The 19,663-nt window shown below is 51.4% G+C and carries 12 protein-coding genes; 10 read left to right on the top strand and 2 right to left on the bottom strand.

Going from position 1 to position 19,663, the window contains the following annotated elements; genetic code table 11:
- Positions 1–161 precede the first annotated feature (161 nt).
- From dnaX to L2731_RS14085, 8 genes are all read left to right on the top strand, one after another.
- Complete coding sequence (dnaX, locus tag L2731_RS14120) at positions 162–3,338, top strand: DNA polymerase III subunit gamma/tau (RefSeq protein ID WP_249253782.1); 3,177 nt, start codon at positions 162–164, stop codon at positions 3,336–3,338.
- 234 nt (positions 3,339–3,572) lie between these two features.
- Positions 3,573–3,902, top strand: a complete 330-nt coding sequence (locus L2731_RS14115; RefSeq protein ID WP_011866032.1) for a YbaB/EbfC family nucleoid-associated protein — start codon at positions 3,573–3,575, stop codon at positions 3,900–3,902.
- Between the two features lie 2 nt (positions 3,903–3,904).
- Positions 3,905–4,504, top strand: a complete 600-nt coding sequence (gene recR, locus L2731_RS14110) for a recombination mediator RecR (RefSeq protein WP_041511019.1) — start codon at positions 3,905–3,907, stop codon at positions 4,502–4,504.
- A 152-nt stretch (positions 4,505–4,656) separates the two neighbouring features.
- Positions 4,657–6,576 carry a molecular chaperone HtpG gene (gene htpG / locus L2731_RS14105; protein WP_041511020.1) on the top strand — a complete coding sequence of 640 codons (1,920 nt, stop codon included), beginning with the start codon at positions 4,657–4,659 and terminating at the stop codon, positions 6,574–6,576.
- Between the two features lie 138 nt (positions 6,577–6,714).
- On the top strand, positions 6,715–7,554 hold the full coding sequence (locus L2731_RS14100) for a co-chaperone YbbN (RefSeq protein WP_249253780.1): 840 nt from the start codon (positions 6,715–6,717) through the stop codon (positions 7,552–7,554).
- A 196-nt stretch (positions 7,555–7,750) separates the two neighbouring features.
- Entirely contained in the window at positions 7,751–8,395 is a 645-nt protein-coding gene (gene adk, locus L2731_RS14095) for an adenylate kinase (protein WP_041511022.1), read from the top strand.
- 122 nt (positions 8,396–8,517) lie between these two features.
- Positions 8,518–9,531, top strand: a complete 1,014-nt coding sequence (gene hemH, locus L2731_RS14090) for a ferrochelatase (RefSeq protein WP_239850848.1) — start codon at positions 8,518–8,520, stop codon at positions 9,529–9,531.
- Between the two features lie 197 nt (positions 9,532–9,728).
- On the top strand, positions 9,729–11,033 hold the full coding sequence (locus L2731_RS14085) for an inosine/guanosine kinase (protein ID WP_041511024.1): 1,305 nt from the start codon (positions 9,729–9,731) through the stop codon (positions 11,031–11,033).
- Between the two features lie 123 nt (positions 11,034–11,156).
- Here the strand turns inward: L2731_RS14085 and L2731_RS14080 are convergent, their stop codons facing one another.
- Complete coding sequence (locus L2731_RS14080; protein WP_249253778.1) at positions 11,157–12,476, bottom strand: dicarboxylate/amino acid:cation symporter; 1,320 nt, start codon at positions 12,474–12,476, stop codon at positions 11,157–11,159.
- Between the two features lie 216 nt (positions 12,477–12,692).
- Here L2731_RS14080 and L2731_RS14075 point away from each other — a divergent pair, with 216 nt between their 5' ends.
- A complete protein-coding gene (locus L2731_RS14075; protein ID WP_249253776.1) occupies positions 12,693–15,149 on the top strand; it encodes an Ig-like domain-containing protein in 2,457 nt (818 codons plus the stop codon).
- A gap of 143 nt (positions 15,150–15,292) precedes the next feature.
- Here the strand turns inward: L2731_RS14075 and astB are convergent, their stop codons facing one another.
- Positions 15,293–16,630, bottom strand: coding sequence for an N-succinylarginine dihydrolase (gene astB, locus L2731_RS14070; protein WP_249253774.1), 1,338 nt, complete (start codon positions 16,628–16,630; stop codon positions 15,293–15,295).
- Positions 16,631–16,988: 358 nt separating this feature from the next.
- Here astB and topA point away from each other — a divergent pair, with 358 nt between their 5' ends.
- Positions 16,989–19,643: a type I DNA topoisomerase gene (topA, locus tag L2731_RS14065; RefSeq protein WP_249253772.1), complete on the top strand. Its 2,655-nt coding sequence runs from the start codon at positions 16,989–16,991 to the stop codon at positions 19,641–19,643.
- Positions 19,644–19,663 lie beyond the last annotated feature (20 nt).

Here is a 19,663-nt window from a genome sequence, read left to right as displayed (position 1 = left end):
GGCAAAGCGGGTGATAGGTTAAACATGAAGCAAGCTGGCTTAACAAAGATAAATTAAGGCGCGCTAAGCGCTTAGCTTGCTAGCGAGATGGACCTTGGCATGTTATTGTTTGCTGATTAATGAAGTGTGCTTCGTAATAGTTACCAACCTTGGGGAGTTTCATGTCATATCAGGTGTTAGCCAGAAAATGGCGCCCTGCAACATTTGAGCAAGTCGTCGGTCAGTCACATGTGCTACATGCCCTTACCAATGCTTTATCGCAAAATCGCCTACATCATGCTTACCTGTTTACCGGTACCCGAGGGGTGGGTAAGACGAGTCTGGCCAGGCTATTTGCCAAGGGACTGAACTGTGAGCAAGGGGTAACGGCCTCGCCCTGTGGCCAATGTGCCAGCTGTGTCGAGATCGCCCAGGGTCGTTTTGTGGATCTTATCGAGGTGGATGCGGCGTCGCGCACTAAGGTCGACGACACCCGCGAGTTACTGGACAACGTTCAGTATCGCCCCACACGCGGCCGCTTCAAGGTGTATCTGATCGATGAAGTGCACATGCTTTCCCGTAGCAGCTTCAATGCGCTGTTGAAGACGCTGGAAGAGCCGCCGGAACATGTTAAATTCCTGCTGGCGACCACAGACCCCCAGCGTCTGCCGGTAACTGTACTCTCACGCTGTCTGCAATTTAATCTTAAGAGCCTGACGCTCGATGAGATCTGTGTGCAGCTTGGTCACATCCTATCTCAGGAGCAGGTGGGGTATGACGATGGCGCGGTAAAACTACTCGCCAAGGCCGCCAACGGCAGTATGCGTGATGCCTTGAGCTTAACGGATCAGGCGATCGCCTTCGGGGCCGGTCAGGTGAGGCTTGCCCAGGTTCAGACCATGCTGGGGACCATAGATGAGCATCATGTGATCGTCTTGCTCAAGGCTCTGTGCGATGGTGATGTCGACAAGTTGCTGACGGTCACTGGGGAGGTGCTATCCTTTGGCGCCGATCCCCATGAGGTGCTGCGTAGCCTGCTGGAACTGCTGCATCAGATCACCTTGACCCAATTTGCGCCGAGTGCCGCTCAGCTATCTCAATATGCCGAGCAGATCAAGGTCTTCGCCAAACAGCTGAGATCCGAGCAGGTACAGCTCTATTATCAACTATTGCTAAATGGTCGCCAGGATTTGCCCCATGCGCCAGATCCTAAATCCGGTCTCGAGATGGCGCTGCTGCGCGCCATCGCCTTTGTGCCCGAGGCACCCGTGCAGCGCTGGATGGGCGAGGCAGGTAGCGAGATCCTCTTGCCAGACACTCTTTTACCAGAACAGGGCAAGGGTGAAGATGTTGCGCCAACCTCTGCTAGGCCAGATGGAACAGTTAAGTCGGTGAAACCTGCTGAGTCTGTGCCAAATAGTCAGATCGAAGTGGAAGCCGAGGTTGAAGAAAAAGCTAAGGTTGAGGCCAGCTGTGAAGCAAATGCGGCAATGTTGTCCCGAGACGATGCGCAAACGTCAACTGCAGAGCACACGAACAAGTTAAGCGATACTGACGGCCCATTTGAAGCGAATTTAGTTGCAGTGGATTTAGTTGAAGCTGATTCGACAGAAAAGGATGCGCTTGAAGAGGATGAGGGCGCACTCGAGCTGTTTGCCGAGCAGCAGCTGATCTTGAGCCAGGCCCAAAGCCAAGGGCACAGCCCTGAGCCTGAATCTAGTCCTGAGCCGAGCTCGCAAGAAACAAGCTCGGCAAATAAAAATCCCGTAAGCGAAGCATCTGCCGAGTCTAAAGTGGATGCGTCGACGAGTGCTGCGATAGCACAAGGCGATGAAGCGGCTCTGCCTAGCGAGATTCAAACGCCTGCAGAAAGCGTCGAGCAAACAGCTTCAATAGCCGAGCAAGCCAGTTCGTCAGCAGACGAGAGTGGCAGTTTTTACGATGATCTCTATTTCAGCTCAGATGAAGATGAGTCTGGCGACCCAAGCGACTATGAAGCCTATCTTGCCTATCAGCAGGGACAGGATAATCCGGCGTCTGGCGATATTTCTTCCTCTGAGGCGACAACGCAGGCTGACAACAGTGCCCAGACTATTAGCGCTCCGGTAAGTGAAAATGCCCCCCATGGCGGCATGGCCACCGGTACAGCATCGGCGAGTGAAGAAACCACGCCCAACCTGTTAGAAGATGATCTGCTCGACGCCGTGCTGAATGCGCGTCAGAGTCTGCTTAGCGATCTTGAGGAAGATGCGGCTAAGGAGGACGCGGCTAAGGAGAGCGCATCAAAAAAGCCCCTAGTCGGCGCTAAAAAGCCTGGGGCTAACCAGGCTCAGCCAAGTAGTGAGCAGCAGGCTGGCGAAGATAATCAGTTTGGCGCAGCGCCTTATGTGCCGCCCAAACGGCCAGAGCAAGCAGCCCTGAGCGTAGAAGCTGTCTCGAACACGGCTGTGACGACTGATGCAGGTATGACTGAGGCTGGGAAGACTGAGCATGGGACGAAAGCGCCTGAGACGAAAGCGCCTGAGACGCAGAATGATAATTCTGCGCAGAAACCTACTGCGTACCTAAATGATGAAGACAGGCCGCCTTGGGAATCACCTGAGCCAAGCCAGCAGGTGATGATCGCGCCAAGCAATGAAGCGCCTAATCTTGCTGGGCAAGTTGATACTCAATCTGAGTCACACGCCCGCGCTGATGCCGCTGCTCAGACTCAACAAGGCTTGGATGATCTCAGTTTGGAGGACCAAAGCTCGGATGACCAAGGTACAAATGAAAGCGCTGCTATCGGCAATCATCCCGTCCAGAGTCCTGCAGCGCAGGAATCTTCTGCATCTTCAGCGGTAACTCAGCCCGTCAGTCAGACGACCCGGGTGGCCTTTGTGGCCGATGAGATCACAGGGCACGATACGGATCTTAAGTGGTATCGTTTGATGTCGGCCCTGGAGATAGGCGGCCGGGTAAGGCAGCTGGCGGTCAATGCCGTGTGTAAGGCCTTTAATGAGCCGCTGCCTCTGGTGCTCAAACCCAATCAGAAGCACTTGGCGGCACCAGGCGCTATCAGTCAGCTGGAAGATGCGCTATCAAAGGCGCTGGGCGGCAGTTGCCAGGTTGAGTTTAGCGTCGGGGTCGAGCCTGAGCGCGAGACGCCGCTGGAGATCCGTCAGCGTTTTCATCGTGAACTGCTTGAGCAGGCTCATCAGGGGTTATTGCAGGATGAAAACATTCGGTGGTTGACCCAGATGATGCAGGCCGAGATGGAGCCAGACAGTTTAACTTATCTGCCCGAACTACTGGGTAAGCGGGGTCAGACGATTGCACTTATCGATAAGTCGAACTTTGTGGCTATTGAAGAGTCTTAACTCTCGTTAGTTGTCAGCTGAGTCTGTCGCTAGAACGAGTCATTAGTGTTGTGAGTTAGCTGTAATGCACTCTCACGGCGAGCCAGCTGTAATGAGCCTAGTGCGATGAGCCCGCTGAGTGCGACGAAAGGGCTCGCAGGTCATAAGTTTTAAGATTGGTGATCAGCTTTGATTGCTTATTGGTGCTAATTCAGTAAGATTAGCCAGTTTTTTTAATATTGAAGAGAACTCGATATGTTTGGAAAAGGCGGTATGGGCAACCTGATGAAACAGGCCCAGATGATGCAAGACAAGATGGCTAAGGTGCAAGAAGAGATCGCACGCATGGAAGTGACCGGTGAAGCCGGCGCAGGTCTTGTTAAAGTCACTATGACAGGCTCTCACAGTGTACGTAAGGTCGAGATCGACCCAAGCCTGCTAGAAGATGACAAAGAGATGCTTGAAGATCTGATCGCGGCAGCTTGCAACGATGCGGCGCGTCGTGTCGAAGAGAGTCAGAAAGAGAAGATGGCAGAAGTCACAGGCGGCATGCAGTTGCCACCTGGCATGAAGATGCCTTTCTAAATATGAAATTTAGTCCCCTGGTCGACGAGTTGATCCAGTCGCTACGCTGCTTGCCCGGGGTTGGCCCCAAGTCGGCACAGCGCATGGCGTTTCAATTGTTAGAGCGCGACCGTAAGGCGGGTCATAAGCTGGCCCAGGCGCTGTCGAGCGCCATGAGTGATGTGGGGCACTGCAGCAGCTGTCGTACCTTCACCGAAGAGAGCCTGTGTCCTATCTGCGCCAGTAGTCGTCGTGGTAACTCAGATTTGATCTGTGTGGTCGAGACGCCCGCCGATGTATTGGCGATCGAAGCCGGTGGTCATTTCTCGGGGCGTTATTTTGTGCTCTTAGGGCATCTGTCACCGCTCGATGGTGTGGGGCCGGACGAGCTGGGCTTGAGTCTGCTCGAGACTCACCTGGCCAGTGGTGAGGTAAGCGAACTTATCCTAGCCACCAACCCGACGGTGGAAGGGGACGCCACGGCGCACTTTATCGCCGATATGGCCAAGCAGCATGAGATCAAGGTGAGCCGTATCGCTCATGGTGTGCCAGTGGGCGGTGAGCTCGAGTATGTCGACAGCACCACGCTGGCGCTCTCCTTTAATGGACGCATCCCGTTATAGGGCTCATTAAGCTCAAAAAAAATCCAGTTCATCATGAACTGGATTTTTTTTGAGCAAATAAACGCCTTTGCTTGTTTTTGGCTTGAAAAGTCAAAATCCAGCCCCATCTCTATTGCCATAAGCGTTTTTGTGAAATAGAGAAGGAAACATCCATGTCACATCAAGAAACCCATGGCTTTCAAACAGAAGTCAAACAACTCCTAAATTTGATGATCCACTCTTTATATTCCAATAAAGAGATTTTCTTGCGTGAATTGGTCTCTAACGCCGCCGATGCGGCCGATAAACTTCGCTACGAAGCTCTGACAAAAGATGAGCTTTATGAAGGCGATGGTGAGCTGCGCGTGCGTGTCAGTGCCGATAGCGAGAAGGGCACAGTGACCATCGAAGATAATGGTATCGGTATGACACGCGATGGCGTGATCGAACACCTGGGTACCATTGCCAAATCGGGCACCGCGGAATTTTTTAAGAATCTATCGGGTGATGAGTCTAAAGACTCACAGCTGATCGGTCAGTTTGGTGTGGGCTTCTACTCGGCCTTCATCGTCGCCGACAAGGTCACGGTGCGCACTCGCGCCGCCGGTCACGCGGCCGATGAGGCGGTGCAGTGGGAATCGGCCGGTGAGGGCGAATTCACCGTCGAAAATATCGTCAAAGAGAGTCGCGGTACAGAGATCATCCTACACCTTCGTGAAGAAGAGAAAGAGTTTGCCAGCGATTATCGTCTGCGTTCTATCATCACCAAATACTCAGATCATATCTCGGTACCGGTAGAGATGTGGCAAGAAGGCACGCCAGCACAGGAAGCGAGTGAGGAGGGCGGTGAAGCCATTCCAGCGACCGAAGGTCACTGGCAGGCGATGAACAAGGCTACCGCGCTGTGGACCCGCAACAAGAGCGATGTCAGCGACGAAGAGTATCAAGAGTTCTATAAGCATATCTCTCACGATTTTACCGACCCGCTACTGTGGAGCCACAACCGTGTTGAGGGTAAGCAGGAGTACACCAGCCTGCTGTACATACCATCGAAGGCACCTTGGGATCTGTGGAACCGTGACCGTAAACATGGCCTCAAGCTCTTCGTTCAGCGTGTATTCGTGATGGATGACGCCGAGCAGTTTATGCCAAGCTACCTGCGTTTCGTGCAGGGTCTTATCGACTCTAACGATCTACCGCTAAACGTGTCGCGTGAGATCTTGCAAGATAACAAGATCACCACGGCGCTGCGCACAGCTGTGACCAAGCGCGTACTGGGCATGCTAGAGAAACTGGCTAAGAACGATCCCGAGAAGTATCAAACCTTCTGGGCCGAGTTTGGTCAGGTATTGAAAGAAGGTCCGGCGGAAGATTTCGCCAACAAGGAGAAGATCGCCGGTCTGCTGCGCTTTGCCTCGACTCACACCAATGAGGCGGCTCATACCGTATCATTGAGCGACTATGTTGAGCGCATGAAGGAAGGTCAGAGCAAGATCTACTACATCGTTGCCGATAGCCATGAAGCGGCGGCAAACAGCCCGCATCTCGAGTTGCTGCGTAAGAAAGGCATCGAGGTGCTCTTGATGTCAGAGCGTATCGACGAATGGTTGATCAACCATCTTACCGAGTTTGACGGCAAGCAGCTGCACTCAGTGACCCGTGGTGACCTGGAACTTGGCGAGCTGGAAGACGCCGCCGAGAAAGAGGCGCAGGAGAAGCTGGAGACTGAATCTGAAGGTTTAGTGAAGCGCGTTAAAGAGGTACTGGGTGATAAGGTGGCCGAGGTTAAGGTGACCAGTCGTCTCACCGATACCCCAGCCTGTGTGGTCGCTGGCGCCGGCGAAATGTCATCGCAGATGATCAAGCTGATGCAAGCCGCCGGTCAGGCCGTACCAGAAAGCAAGCCTGTGTTTGAGCTCAACCCCGAGCATCCACTGGTGAAGCGTCTGGATAGCGAGCAAGATGAAGCGCTATTTGGTCAGTGGGCCGAGCTCTTGCTGCAGCAGGCACAACTGTCTGAGAAAGGCAGCCTGGCCGACCCGTCTGCCTTCATCAAACTGATGAACAAGATGTTGTTAGCCAGCTTAAAATAAATCTAAGCTAGAGTAAGTAAGAGGCAGTTTGACTGCCTCTTATGTTATCTACTTATCGCTAACTCAGTAAATGAGGCATGCGCTCTCAGATAAAGAGACACTCTTAAAGTAAAGAGCACTCTCAGGTAAAGAGACATTATGGATTCGGTATTGGATTTAACTAAAGAAAACATTCAGCAGGTGGTCGACGCCTCCATGCAGCAGGTGGTTGTCATGGCCTTCTGGAGCCAGCAGAGCCCAGAGAGCCTGCAGCTGATGCAGACGCTGACCCAGATCGCGGCGGAGGGGCGTTTCGTACTGGCCAAGGTCAACTGCGATCAGGAGATGGAGATAGCCAACTATTTTCAGATCCAGAGCCTGCCGACCACTTTGGTATTAAAAGAGGGTAAACCGGTCGATGGCTTTGCCGGCCTGCAGGAGGCGGCGCAGATCGAGGCGTTACTCGACCAGCATCTGCCCAAGGCTTGGCAAGTCGCCCTTAATCAAGCCAAGGTACAACTTGCTCAGGGCGATGCCGAAGGGGCACTGCCACTGTTAAAACAAGCCTATCAGGAGTGTCAGACGGCAGAAGTCTCTTTGGTATATGCCGATGCGCTGCTCGCCGTTGCCGACATCAATCAGGCCAAGGTGCTGCTTGACGCTATAGGTCTCGCCGACCAAGACGCCTACTATCAGAGCCTCAAGGCGAAGCTTTCGCTGGCGCTGGACGCCGCCGATACGCCCGAGATAAGAGGCCTGCTGGAAGAGGTTGAACAAAATCCCAGCGATTATGCCAAGCTCTTGTCACTTGCCAAGGCGCTACACAGTGCCAAGCGTGACGAGGAGGCGCTCGAGCGACTGTATCTGGTATTAAAGACAGATCTGCAGGCTCACCAGGGTGAGATTAAGCAGCTTTTCATGGAGATCCTTACCGCACTGGGTCAAGGGCATGCCGTGGCCAATCAATATCGCCGCAAATTATACACCTTGCTCTACTAAGGCATCTCTGCACTGGGCCAGTATGTCAGTGATATATGCTGGCCTCTATGCTTTATAAGGTGGTATGTGTGGTATCAGCCTAAAGTCGAATTAAAACTGGCCATACAGCCCTTCAAATGGACGGCCATTTGTGCGAAGATCGCCGCCCAATGATAAAACTAATAATCAAATCTATGCGAAATAAGAGGACTCTCAGATGCGCATTATGCTATTAGGTGCCCCAGGTGCCGGTAAAGGTACTCAAGCCCAATTCATCATGGAAAAATACGGCGTGCCACAAATTTCTACGGGCGACATGCTCCGTGCAGCCGTTAAAGCGGGAACGCCTCTGGGTCTCGAAGCGAAGAAAGTGATGGATGCAGGACAGTTGGTTTCTGATGAGCTGATTATTGGACTGGTTAAAGAGCGTATCGCCCAGGACGATTGCGCCAAGGGTTTCCTGCTTGACGGTTTCCCTCGCACCATTCCTCAGGCCGATGCGATGGCGGCTAGCGGTATCGATATCGATCACGTGATTGAAATTGATGTGCCAGACGAAGAGATCGTTAAGCGTATGAGTGGTCGTCGTGTTCATCCAGGTTCTGGCCGTGTTTATCACATCGTTTATAACCCACCTAAAGTGGAGGGCAAAGATGATGTGACTGGCGAAGAACTGGCGATTCGTCCCGATGACGAAGAGAGCACAGTGCGTAAGCGTCTTGGCATCTACCATGAGCAGACTAAGCCTCTGGTTGAGTACTATGGTAAAGTTGCCGAGCAAGGCAAGCTGACCTACAACAAGTTCGACGGCACTCAGAGTGTTGGCGACGTGAGCGAGGCTATCGTTAAGGCGATTGGCTAAGCCGGCTTCTTTAATGAGCTGCTTCTCATATTTGAAAAAGCCCACCTAGGTGGGCTTTTTTTATGTCAGGGTGGGTGCTAGCCTATCGCTATCCTTGTCAGAGAATATGAGTAGAGTAATTCTTGAACAAAGTCCACAACTTATCTCCCGCCAAACTTGGTGTCTTGCTGGTTAATCTCGGCACGCCAGATACGCCAACCCCTAAAGATGTTAGGCAGTTCCTGAAACAGTTTCTCAGCGACCCGCGCGTGGTCGACTTAAGCCCCTGGATCTGGAAACCCATACTCAATGGCATCATCTTAAATACTCGTCCCAAGGCGGTGGCCAAGCTCTATGAGTCTATCTGGTGGCCAGAAGGCTCGCCGCTGATGGTGATCAGCGAGCGTCAACGTGAGGCGCTAAGCGAGATACTTAAAGCGCGTCATGGTCGTGATATTCCGGTTGAGTTGGGGATGAGTTATGGCAATCCTTCGTTGTCTGCGGGTATCGATAAGCTGCTGACCAAGGGCGTCGAGCGCCTGGTGGTGCTCCCTCTATATCCACAATATTCCTGCTCGACAGTGGCACCGGTATTTGATGCCATCGCCAGCGATTACAAGCAACGTCGTAACTATCCCGAGACGCGCTTTAGTAAAGAATATTTTAACCATCCAGCCTATATTGCGGCATTGGCTGACTCTGTGCGGCGTCATTGGCAAGAAAAGGGACAGGGCGATTGCCTATTAATGTCCTTTCATGGTGTGCCGCTGCGTTATGTGACCGAGGGTGACCCTTATCAGGCACAGTGCCAACAAACGGCCCAGCTATTGGCCGAGGCATTAGGATTATCTGAATCACAGTGGCGCCTCTGTTTCCAATCGAAATTTGGTAAAGAGGAGTGGCTGACGCCAGCAACCGACGCCCTGCTTGAGAGCCTGCCAAGCCAAGGGGTTAAACGAGTGGATATTCTCTGCCCGGCCTTCGCGGTAGATTGTTTAGAGACGCTTGAAGAGATCTCGATTGGCGGCAAAGAGAGCTTTATCGAGGCGGGCGGGGAGGCCTATCATTTCATCCCTTGTCTGAACGACGATGAGGCTCATATGCAATTGCTAGCAGACCTGGTTACCGAGCAGGCGGCGGGTTGGCTTAAATCTTAAGCAAAGAATCGTATGTTAACGGCATAAATCACTGCCCGATGCTATTTTATATGGTACGATCCGCCGCCGAATTTTTATGGCGAAGGTGCCCGCGTTGCATAAATCACCACGCGGCCTGATAGACAGCAGACTAAGGGGGTCTAGTGTGCTGTCTGTTCTTATTTGATTCTGCATGGATGCATTAGAGTGAGTTCCTTATGAAGTTTCCCGGTCAACGTAAGTCGAAACATTACTTTCCAGTTAAGAATCGCGATCCATTATTGGCGCAGTTAACGCTGCAACCGCAGCATATTTCTACCCACATCAGTGGAATCGATCAGACGCTTGTCGATATCGAGGCCAAAGTGGGTGACGAGTTGCTTAGTCGTTACGCTTTACCAAAAGGAAACTCGACACTTATTGATGACGAGAAGGCGCATCAGCTCTACACCGAACTGAAAACTTCTGAGCTGATCAGCGATGAATTTGCAGGCGGTACCATAGGTAACACGGTACACAACTATTCTATTCTGGCCGACGATCGCTCGGTATTGTTTGGCGTGATGAGTAACCACATCGAAGTGGGCAGCTACGCCTATCGCTATCTGTGTAACACTTCATCTAAAGTGGATCTCAATTTTCTGCAGCCGGTCGATGGGCCGATTGGCCGTTGCTTTACCTTGATATCTGAATGTGGCGAGCGCACCTTCGCTATCAGCAAGGGTTCGATGGATAAGCTGACGCCAGAATATATCGACCAGGAGATAGTGCAAACTTCTTCGGCGTTAGTGCTGACGGCCTACCTGATGCGCGCCAGTGGCGGCGACAAGATCACCGATGCGGCGTTAAAAGCCATTGAATATGCCAAGGCCGCTGAGGTTCCAGTGGTGCTGACGTTAGGCACACGTTTCCTCATCGAAGAAGATCCACAGTGGTGGATAGAGTTCATTAAGGAAAATGTCACTATCCTTGCGATGAACGAAGATGAAGGCGAAGCCCTGACCGGCTTTAAAGATCCCTTGAGCGCCAGCAATGCAGCGCTTGAGTGGTGTGATATGGTGCTCACCACCGCGGGGCCATTGGGGCTCTATACCTCAGGTTATACCGAGGATTCGGAGAAGCGTGAAACCAGCCATACTTTGCTGCCAGGTGCGATCCCAGAATTCAACCGTTATGAGTTCTCAAGGCCTAAGCTAAAGCGTGATTGCCAGACACCGATCAAGGTGTTCGCTCATATCTCGCCTTACATGGGCGGCCCGGAAATTATCCGTAACACTAATGGCGCGGGTGACGGGGCGCTGGCGGCGCTGCTGCACGACCTTGCCTCTAATACCTATCACAAGGCTAATGTGCCGGGCTCGAGCAAGCATAAGCGCGACGGCCTGTGTTATTCCTCTTTCTCACAGATCTGTAAGTATGCCAACCGCGTGGCCTATGAGGTGCTGGCTCAGCACAGTCCGCGCTTGTCTCGTGGACTGCCAGAGCGGGAAGACAGCTTAGAAGAAGCCTATTGGGAACGATAGGGCTAAGGTTGCATTTGATGAGGCTGTGTTAGCGAGGCTCTTGAAGTGCACAGATAACAAAAAGGCGTCCAATGGACGCCTTTTTTCGTTTTTAATGTGCCGGTTTAAAACCTGTATTAGCCTTTACTCTTTAAGCTCGGCATTCACCTGATCAACGAAGCTGCCTGCCGTCTTACCCGCCTGAGGATCATCGAAGGTATCCTGGTTAAAGGCATTTTCCGATTTAGCGATGATAACCGTTGCTACCGAATCGCCGGTAACGTTAACGGCAGTGCGCACCATATCCAGCAACCTGTCGACCCCCATGATAAGGGCGATACCTTCGACGGGTAGACCCACCTGATTGAGCACCATGGCTAACATGATAAGGCCGACACCAGGAACACCGGCCGTACCGATAGAGGCTAGGGTTGCGGTTACCACTACCATGGCGTAATCGGTGATGGTGAGATCGATACCAAATACCTGGGCGATAAACACTGTGGCGACACCTTGCATAATGGCCGTACCGTCCATGTTTATAGTCGCGCCGAGGGGCAGAGTAAATGAGGCGACCTTGTTATCGACCCCAAGGCGGTGCTCTGCTGTCTCCAGGGTAACCGGCAGCGTGGCATTTGAGCTTGCGGTACTAAAGGCGAACAGCTGCACATCTCGCAGTTTTCGAATAAAGGTGATGGGGCTTAATCCGGAGAAGAGTTTTAATAGTACGGGATAGCTCACAAAGGCGTGCACTAATAATACAGCCAACACCACTGCGAAATATTTAACCACACTCTCAAAGGTTTCCAGACCCAAGGTTAAGGCGAGTTTACCCATGAGGGCAAATATACCATAGGGGGCCAGTTGCATGATGAGGGTGACCACGCGCATGATCACTTCATTTAAGTCGTTAAATAATGCCGATACGCGTCTGCCGCGCTCGCCAATATGAGAGATAGCAAAGCCAAATATCACCGCAAAGATGATGATCTGCAGCATATTCCCCTCTGTCATCGCTTGAATCGGATTACGGGGAACGAGGTTGATCAATACATTGGAAAGGCTAGGGGCCTCTTTAACACTGTACTGCATGTTTTCTGCTGCAAGCGAGGCGTTTCCAGGATGGACGAGCAGGGCAACAAGAATGGCCATTGAGAGGGCGATAGCCGTGGTAAATAGATAAAAAGCGATGGTTTTTCCGCCGAGTCTGCCAAGGGATGATGGGTCGCTCAATGAACAGGTGCCGCATACCAAGGAGATGAAAACTAAAGGGACGACCAACATCTGTAAACTTGAGATAAAAATACTGCCGACGACGTTGAGTAGCCCGTCAGTAATATATTCTTGGATAAACTCACTTCCGGGAAAGAAACTGCGTAGCAGTAGCCCGATTAAAATGCCGCCAGCCATACCTATGAGTATTTTTCCGGTGAGGCCAATTTTTTTGTTTTGCGTGCCAGCCATAGTGTTTCCTGTATTATTTTTATGCTTTTCAATTTGCACCTAAAGCCTAGCAAGAAACCCTAGGTGATGAAATGGCTAAATAGTTAAAGTTTTTGTCACTTTTACGCGCTTAATTGCGATTAGTGATGGAAAAGTTATGGGAAAATTGTGTAATGTTAGCCTATAAGTAATAAGCAGATGCTTTCAATGATAATCTGAGTAACAGGGAGTCTGACAATGAAGTCAGCGTTTAAAGTTTTTACCTCATATTTATTTATGCTTTTTATTGTCGCCTGTAGCGGCGGGGGGAATGTCACAGACGATGGCTCGGGTGGTACGCCGACGCCGCCAACTATCTCTATTGAATTATCTATCGATAATACGCAGATCTCAGTCGCTGAACCTGCGATGATCACCGCTAAGGTGAAAGATTCGACCGGAGCAGCTGTTAGTACCTTGGTATCATTTAGTCTAAACAATGATACTTATGGTACTTTCTCTCCCGGTACGGGCGAGGTAGCTACCGATGCCAATGGTATTGCCAAGGTGCGCTTGGATACGGCTGCTATTAATACAGGCGCAACCATTACTGCAACCACTAGCTCTGGTGAGAGTGCTTCGCTCAACGTCACCATGGTGGGTGATGGCGGTGAAGCCGGCGGTGGAGCGCAAGTTTCAGTGTCCCTTACCGACGGTGCCGGTAACCCTATTCAATCTATCAGCATCCTTGAGCCAGGAAAAATCACTGCAACAGTAACGGGCATCACTAAGCCAACAATTGTGACGTTTGCGACGACTATTGGCGATCTCCCAATCAAGACGGCAGTGACCGATTCAGAAGGAAAGGCGACAGTTGATATCTACGCGGGCAGCTCCTTAGGGGCCGGTGAAGTCACCGCCAGTCTGTCAACTAATGAAGTCGGTAAGACTATCGTTGTTGTCGGTGCGACGAATGTGGTGATGGGTAGCGGTGATCCTTTTGTTCAGGGTAAGGCCGAGATCAGTACCGCAACCCTTTCGGCAGGTGGTACCGCAACGATTTCTGTTCTGATTCAAGATGATAAGGGAAATCCTTTTACTCAGCCTGTAGATGTTAATTTCTCCTCAACCTGTGCGACCAAGAGTCCTGCTCAAGCTGAGATTAGCTCGCCGGTTTCATCGAGCAATGGTGTAGCGACATCGACCTATAGAGCTCAGGGATGTGTGGGTGAAGATCAGATCAATGTTACGGCAAATGCTGGTGGTATTAGCCTGTCGGCTACAGGAACGCTCAGTGTGCTGCAAGCCGATGTCGGCAGTATCGTATTTGACTCGGCAACGCCACAGAATATCGCCATCTTAGGGACGGGCGGCGTAGAGTCTTCTGTGGTGAAATTCAAGGTGCTAGATAAGAACAGTAACCCTGTTCCTAACCAGAATGTATTGTTTTCACTTAATACTAAGGTTGGCGGCGTAGATATCTCACCTCTGCAGGCTACTACCAATAATGATGGTATTGTTCAGACGGTCGTCACTACAGGTACAGTGGCTACATCACTGCGTGTTACCGCGACCGTAGATAATGGTGCGGTGCCAGCTATTTCGAGCCAGTCGAGCCAGTTAATTGTCTCTACGGGGATTCCAGATCAGGATAGTTTCTCACTTTCTGCCTCTGTACTTAATGCCGAAGGCTGGGATGAAGAGGGAACTAAGGTTGTGGTGACGGCGCGTATGGCCGATGCCTTTAACAACCCAGTACCCGATGGCACAACCGTATCGTTTACCACCGAAGGTGGTTCAATCGAAGATGCTTGTCAGACGGTTAATGGTGCCTGTTCGGTGACCTGGACGAGTCAGTTACCGAGGCCAGAAGGTGAGACCATCATCTCTGGTGCCGGTGCTATGGTTCGTAATCCGAGTGCTGCATTAATCTATTATCCAACGCTTGGCGTATACGGTAACGTCTATGGTCAGAAGTATGGTGGCCGCGCCACAGTGACAGCGACGGCCATCGGTGAAGAATCTTTTCCAGACCTCAACGGTAATGGCCGCTTCGATGCTTCGGAAATGGACGAGTTTACCAATGGTAAAGATGTAACGGGTCAGTCGTTCGATCTGACCGATGCCTATAATGATTACAACGAAGATGGTCTGTTTAACCCACAGCAAGCAGGTGGGCAAATTGGTGGCTCACTAGAGGAGCTTATCGATTTTAACTCAAATGGTGTATTTGAGCCTAAAGACGGTAAATATAATGGCGTCTTATGTTCAGACCCTGTCCATGCAGGTTGCGCCGACGGTGTGAGTGATTCTAAGTCGCTGTATGTGCGTCGTAGCCTGGTGATTGTGATGTCGGGGAGCACTGCCTATGCGACTGCTGCCGATGATATTCTGATTAGCGATAAAGATGGTGACCATTATGGCGGCAGCATCAATATCGTAGGTAAAGGCGCTGCTAGCGTATCTTTCACCATATCAGATCTGCATAACCAGCAGATGCCTGCAGGTTCTAAGGTTCGCTTTAAGACAAGTGCAGGTTCAGTGGTGAGTACCGCCGAATATGTCTGGCCGAGCACTAATTACAATGGTGGCCGTGAATTTACTGTTACCTTGAAGGGTGAAGATGAACCTAACACAGGTGTGTTTATCGTCGAAGTGGAAACACCTGGTGGACTGATTACTCAGGTAGTCTCGATTGGAGTTAATATTCTCTAATATTCTTTGTTTAAAAAAGGCGCTTCAGGCGCCTTTTTTATTGAGTCGATGAGTCATCGACTTCTAAAGTAATTCGTTAGTTTTGGCATTAAAAAAGCCATCTTTACAGATGGCTTCTTCAATTCTAACTTAGTAATTAATACCTACTTCTGGAACTGATACACACTACCTAGCTTCATGATCTGCGTCAGTTCATCCAGCGCGGTGCGCGATTCGACGATGAGCTGTGGATCGGCAAGGTCTTCGATGGCGAGCTGATCGCGGTAGTGCTTGTCGACCCAGAGGTTGAGCCTGTTAAACAGTTCGTCTGTCATCAGGGTATTGGGGTTGACGGCGGCAAGCTCTGTCTCGTTCATGGCGACACGCAAACGCAGACAGGCGGGACCGCCACCGTTTTGCATGCTCTGTTTCACATCGAAATAGTGCACCTGCTTGATCGGTGTGCCCAAGGTGACCAGCTCATTAAGGTAGGCGTGGACGGCCTCATTTTCCTGACAGTTGGTGGGCGCTATGATAGCCATCTCGCCGTTTGGCAGGGTAACGATTTGGGTGTTGAACAGGTAGCTCTTCACCGCATCCTGAATGCCAACCTTGGCAGTAGGCACCTCAACGAAGTGCAGTTCGTGACCGTTGAACTTGTCTTGGATCTCCGCCAGTTTCTTTTGCGTATCGACAAAGGCCTGCTCGTGATAGAAGAGCACATTTTGGTTACCCACGGCGATCACATCGTTGTGGAATACGCCTTGGTCGATGACGTCAGGATTTTGCTGAATGAAGACGCTGCTTTCATCATCGAGTTGATGCAGGCGGGCGATGGCTTGTGAGGCCTCTAGTGTCTGTCTCGCCGGATATTTTTTGGGCTTAGGCGCACTCGGGTTAGTCGCTTCCTGGCCGTAGACGAAGAGTTCGATGCCGGCATGCCCATATTCGTTGCACAGGCGTGTGTGATTAGCCGCGCCTTCGTCACCGAAACTCACATGCTCAGGCAGGTGCTGGTGGTGATGGAAGTAGCGGGAATTGTTGAAGGTGGCAGCGAGTATGTTACCCGTTGTCTCCGGCTCTATGCTGCGATGCAGTTTGTCCACCAGGTTTGCCGGAGTGAAATGGATCTTACCATCATGGGTATCGGCACTCGGTGACACGGTCGCGGCATTGGCTGTCCACATGCTTGAGGCACTGCAGCAGGCTCTGAGAAGCGCAGGAGCCTGTTTCGCGGCTTTATTTAACACTTCGGCATCTGTACCAGAAAAACCGATTCGACGCAGTGTGTGGAGATCTGGGCGCTCCTGAGGGGCTAGCATCCCTTGGGCCAGGCCTAAGTCGGCGAGGGCCTTGGCCTTCTTGAGTCCTTGCTTCGCAGCCGCCTTAGGGCTGGATATTGCGGCGGCGTTATTTAAAGAAGCCACATTACCGTATGACAGGCCCGCATAATTATGTGTCGGTCCGACGAGTCCATCAAAGTTCGCTTCGTAATGCTTCATTGCATATCCTTCAAGTTATTATTGCTTTAATAGGCGCCAAAACAGGTTAGCGATGACGCCGTAATTCGTTGAATTTGTGCACCAGTATACTTGAGCTTTAGGGCATAACAAGCTAGGGGATTGGGGCCTTATCTGTGATATTGGCTCAGAAATGCATAAGTATTGCTTGCTAGTTGGGGAATAATGAAATATTAGTTTTTAATTACGCAATATTATTTTTCACATTTTTTTTCAAAAACGGTTAAAAATTGGCTCGCCGTAACAAATAAAACAGGGATTAGCTTGAAACTATTGATACAACCCTCTATATATGGAGCCAATTTACAGAATTTTGAGACTTTTTGGCGCAGATCATTCTATGGGTAAATCGCTAGTTATTGTCGAATCACCGGCCAAAGCCAAGACTATTAACAAATATCTCGGCAAAGATTACATCGTAAAATCGAGTGTAGGTCACATCCGTGATCTCCCGACTTCCTCCACCAGTGACGCCAGTTCGTCGACGAAATCGCCCGCCGAAGTGCGCAAGATGTCCCCCGAAGAGAAGGCTAAATATAAGGCAGACAAAGCGAAGAAAGCCTTGGTTGCCCGTATGGGGGTCGACCCTGAGCGAGGCTGGAAGGCAAAGTATCAGACCTTGCCGGGCAAAGAGAAAGTCGTCAAAGAGTTACAGTCACTTGCTGAAAATGCAGATCATATCTTCCTCGCAACCGATTTGGATAGAGAGGGGGAGGCAATTGCATGGCATCTTCAAGAGGTGATTGGTGGTAACCCAGAGCGTTATCAGCGCGTCGTCTTTAATGAGATCACCAAGAGTGCGATTCAAGAGGCATTCAGTCATCCGTCGCAGCTCAACACCAACATGGTGAATGCGCAGCAGGCGAGACGTTTCCTCGACCGTGTCGTAGGCTTTATGGTTTCGCCCCTGCTGTGGAAGAAAGTGGCCCGCGGCCTCTCTGCCGGGCGTGTGCAATCTGTTGCGACTCGCTTGGTGGTTGAGCGCGAAAGCGAGATTAAGGCGTTTGTACCAGAAGAGTTCTGGGACATTCATGCGCAGCTAACCACCCTAGGTAACGAAGGGCTTAAGATGCAGGTGGCCAAGTTTAATGGGGAAAACTTTAACCCTGTAAACGAAGCCCAGGCGATGGTTGCGGTTAACGCACTGACAGATAGCAAGTACCAGGTCAGTAGCCGCGAAGTCAAAGCGACCTCGAGCAAGCCTTCGGCGCCTTTTATTACTTCAACGCTACAGCAGGCGGCCAGTACTCGCCTAGGGTTTGGCGTTAAGAAGACCATGATGATGGCCCAGCGTCTCTACGAGGCGGGTCACATCACCTATATGCGTACCGATTCGACCAACTTGAGTCAGGAAGCGCTGGATAGTGTGCGTGAAATGATCGGCAAGGAATACGGTGATAAGTACCTGCCCGATGCGCCGATACGTTATGGCAGTAAAGAGGGGGCTCAGGAGGCGCACGAAGCGATCCGTCCGTCCAATGTCAACGTCAACGCAAGCAGCCTTACCGATATGGAAAGAGATGCTCAGCGTCTCTATGAGTTGATCTGGCGCCAATTCGTTGCCTGTCAGATGATGCCAGCTAAATATGATGCGACTCGCCTGACGGTGACCGCAGGGGATTACGAACTTAAGGCCAGTGGCCGTACCCTTAAGTTTGACGGTTGGACCCGAGTTCAGACCGCCCTTAAGAAGAAAAACGAGGAAGACAATACTCTGCCGCTGGTTGCCGAAGGCGACGTGTTGACTCTCGAGGAGTTGGCGCCCAAGCAGCACTTCACTAAGCCGCCGGCACGTTATAGCGAAGCATCACTGGTGAAAGAGCTAGAGAAGCGCGGCATCGGTCGTCCATCTACCTATGCGACTATCATCTCTACTATTCAAGATCGTGGTTATGTGAAGGTCGAAAATCGTCGTTTCTACGCCGAGAAGATGGGCGAGATCGTTAGCGAGAGCCTTATCGGCAGCTTCGAAGAGCTGATGAGTTACGATTTCACCGCCGGCATGGAACAGACACTGGATAATGTGGCCCAGGGCCAGCTTGAATGGAAGAAGGTGCTGGACAACTTCTACAAGGGCTTGACCGCGCAGCTTGAAAAGGCCGAGTTACCACCGGAAGAGGGCGGCATGCGCCCTAACGAGATGGTGTTGACCGATATCGCCTGTCCTACCTGTGGACGCCCAATGGGCATACGTACGGGCACAACCGGCGTGTTCCTAGGTTGCTCAGGCTATGCCCTGCCACCGAAAGAGCGCTGTAAGACCACTATGAACCTGACACCGGGTGAAGAGGCCGTCAGCGAAAACAGCGAAGATGCCGAGACAGATGCACTGCGGGCCAAACACAGATGTGGCGTTTGTGGCACGGCCATGGACAGTTATCTAATCGATGAGAAGCGCAAGCTGCATGTGTGTGGTAACAATCCTATCTGTAATGGCTACGAGGTCGAGCAGGGTCAGTTCAAGATTAAGGGCTACGAAGGGCCGATTATCGAATGCGACCGCTGTGGCAACGATATGGAGCTGAAGAATGGTCGTTTCGGTAAGTATTTTGGCTGCACCAACAGCGAGTGTAAGAATACTCGTAAACTCTTGAAAAACGGTGAAGTAGCGCCGCCAAAAGAGGATCCTATTCATCTACCAGAGCTTAAATGCACTAAGTCAGACGGCTATTTCGTGCTGAGAGACGGCGCCGCGGGGATCTTTATGGCCGCGAGCACCTTCCCTAAATCCCGCGAGACTCGGGCGCCACTGGTAGAGGAACTGGTGAAGTACCGTGAGCTACTATGGCCTAAGTATCAGTATCTGGCCGATGCGCCTGTGACCGATGATGACGGCAACAAGGCGGTTGTGCGCTTTAGCCGTAAGACGAAGGAGCAGTACGTGGCAACTGAGGTCGATGGCAAGGCGACCGGTTGGACGGCGAAATATATCGACGGTAAGTGGGTCAGCGAAGCCAAGGCTAAGCCTAAACCAAAGGCGAAGAAGAAGGCCTAGACGCTGTCTAACTGACAGGC

Origin of the sequence: Shewanella aquimarina (assembly GCF_023349185.1) — a bacterium.
In the GTDB taxonomy this organism is placed as follows: Bacteria; Pseudomonadota; Gammaproteobacteria; order Enterobacterales; family Shewanellaceae; genus Shewanella; species Shewanella aquimarina.
Note: the sequence above shows the minus strand (reverse complement) of the source record. Positions and strands in the feature narration are given on the sequence as shown.